Below are 2,595 nucleotides of genomic sequence, written 5' to 3'. Positions count from 1 at the left end.
CTTCACCGCCGACGGCCGCGCGCTGACCAGCAGCGGCGCCAAGGGCATCGGCTTCATGACCGCGGACGGCACGCACCACGTTCGCGAGCAGTTGACCATCGGCGTCGGTGACACCGTCTACGGGCTGGGCGAGCGGTTCGGACCGCTGGTCAAGAACGGCCAGACGGTGGACATCTGGAACGCCGACGGCGGCACGAGCAGCGAGCAGGCCTACAAGAACGTCCCGTTCTTCCTGACCAACGCGGGCTACGGCGTCTTCGTCAACCACCCCGGGCACGTCTCGTTCGAGGTCGGCTCGGAAGCGGTGTCGAAGGTCCAGTTCAGCGTCGAGGGCCAGTCGCTGGAGTACTTCCTGATCTACGGGCCGACGCCCAGGGAGATCCTGCGCAAGTACACCGCGCTCACCGGACGGCCCGCGCTGCCGCCCGCCTGGTCGTTCGGCCTGTGGCTGTCGACCTCGTTCACCACGTCCTACGACGAGCAGACGGTGTCGGGGTTCATCGACGGCATGCTGGAGCGCGACCTGCCGCTGAGCGTGTTCCACTTCGACTGCTTCTGGATGCGCGAGTTCCACTGGTGCGACTTCGAGTGGGACCCGCGCACCTTCCCCGACCCGGTCGGGATGCTGGAGCGGCTCCGCGCGCGCGGCCTGCGCGTCTCGGTGTGGATCAACCCCTACATCGCGCAGCGGTCGCCGCTGTTCGCGGAGGGCAAGGCAGGAGGCTACCTGCTGCGCAGGCCGAACGGCGACGTGTGGCAGTGGGACCTGTGGCAGCCCGGCATGGCGCTGGTGGACTTCACCAACCCGGCCGCCCGCGCCTGGTACTCGGCCAAGCTGGACGCCCTGCTGGCCCAGGGCGTCGACTGCTTCAAGACCGACTTCGGCGAGCGCGTGCCGACCGACGTGGTCTACCACGACGGCTCCGACCCCGAGCGGATGCACAACCTCTACACCCACCTGTACAACCGGACGGTGTTCGAGGTGCTGCGCAAGCGGCGCGGCGACGGTGACGCGGTGGTGTTCGCCCGCTCCGCCACGGCCGGCTCGCAGCAGTTCCCGGTGCACTGGGGCGGCGACTGCGAGGCCACCTACGAGTCGATGGCGGAGAGCCTGCGCGGCGGGTTGTCGCTGGGCCTGTCCGGCTTCGGCTACTGGAGCCACGACATCGGCGGCTTCGAGGGCACGCCGTCGGCGGCGCTGTTCAAGCGGTGGATCGCGTTCGGCCTGCTGTCCTCGCACAGCCGGCTGCACGGCAGCTCCTCCTACCGCGTGCCGTGGCTGTTCGACGAGGAGTCCGTCGACGTGCTGCGGCGGTTCGTCAAGCTGAAGCTGCGGCTGATGCCGTACCTGCACCAGGCGGCGCGGCAGGCCAGCGCCGAGGGTGTGCCGATGATGCGGGCGATGGTGGTGGAGTTCCCGGACGACCCCGGCTGCGCCCACCTCGAACGCCAGTACATGCTCGGTGACGACCTGCTGGTCGCACCGGTGTTCTCCGACGACGGCGACGTGTCGTACTACGTCCCCGAGGGCACCTGGACCCACCTGCTGACCGGCGAGACCACCCAGGGCCCGCGCTGGGTCCACGACCGCTGCGACTTCCTCACCGCGCCGGTGCTCGTGCGGCCGAACACCGTGCTGCCCGTCGGCGCGGTGGACGACCGGCCCGACTACGACTACGCCGAGGGCGTCACGCTGCGGGCCTACCGACTGGCCGACGGCGACCACGTGACGGTGGTCGGTGACACGACCTTCCGCACCCACCGCCGCGACGACGAGATCCGCGTCGAGGCCGACGGTGCGCCGTCGACGTGGCGGCTGCTGGTCGTGGGCGCCGAGTCGGTCGACTCGGTGGACGGCGGTTCGGTGGGCACCGACCCCGACGGGCTGCTCGTCAGCGCCGAGGGGGGCACCCTGACCCTGCGAGGCGTCCGATGAGGCTGTTGGCGGCCGCGCTCGTGCTGCTGGGCTCGCTCACCGCGACCGCACCGGTGGCCGCGGCGCCGTCGCCCGGCCCGGATCCCGGTTCCGCGGTGTCGGACTCCCGCCGGCACCAGGTCTCCTACGACCGGTACTCGCTGACCGTGGACGGTGAGCGGGTCATGCTGTGGTCGGGGGAGTTCCACTACTTCCGGCTGCCCAGCCCGGAGCTGTGGCGCGACGTGCTGGAGAAGATCAGGGCCGCCGGGTTCAGCGGCGTGTCCCTGTACTTCCACTGGGGCTACCACTCGCCCGCGCCGGGCGTCTACGACTTCACCGGCGTGCGGGACGTGGACCGGCTGCTCGGCATCGCGGACGAGCTGGGCCTGTACGTGGTGGCCCGGCCGGGGCCGTACATCAACGCGGAGACCAGCGGCGGCGGCTTCCCGGCGTGGCTGAAGACGGTGCCGGGACGGGCCCGCTCCAGCGACCCCGGCTACACCGCCGCCTACCGCGACTGGCTCAGCCACCTCAACCCGATCATCGCCCGCCACCAGGTGTCGCGCGGCGGCTCGGTGATCGCGTACAACGTGGAGAACGAGTACGCCGTCAACGTCGACCCGGCCTACATGCGGGACCTCCAGGACCAGGCCAGGGCGGCCGGCATCGACGTGCCG

The 2,595-nt window shown here is 70.9% G+C and carries 2 protein-coding genes; both read left to right on the top strand.

All coding sequences use genetic code 11. The features are described 5' to 3' along the window. On the top strand, nt 1–1,936 hold a 1,936-nt coding region (gene yicI / locus AB0G02_RS34860; protein WP_360803087.1), incomplete at its 5' end, for an alpha-xylosidase. Then, nucleotides 1,933–2,595: beta-galactosidase (locus AB0G02_RS34855; protein ID WP_360803084.1), on the top strand; the 663-nt coding region annotated here is incomplete at its 3' end. The genes yicI and AB0G02_RS34855, both read left to right, overlap by 4 nt.

The sequence above is a fragment of the Actinosynnema sp. NPDC023658 genome (assembly GCF_040639995.1).
Lineage (GTDB): Bacteria > Actinomycetota > Actinomycetes > Mycobacteriales > Pseudonocardiaceae > Actinosynnema.
This window is presented reverse-complemented; position numbering and strand designations above follow the sequence as displayed.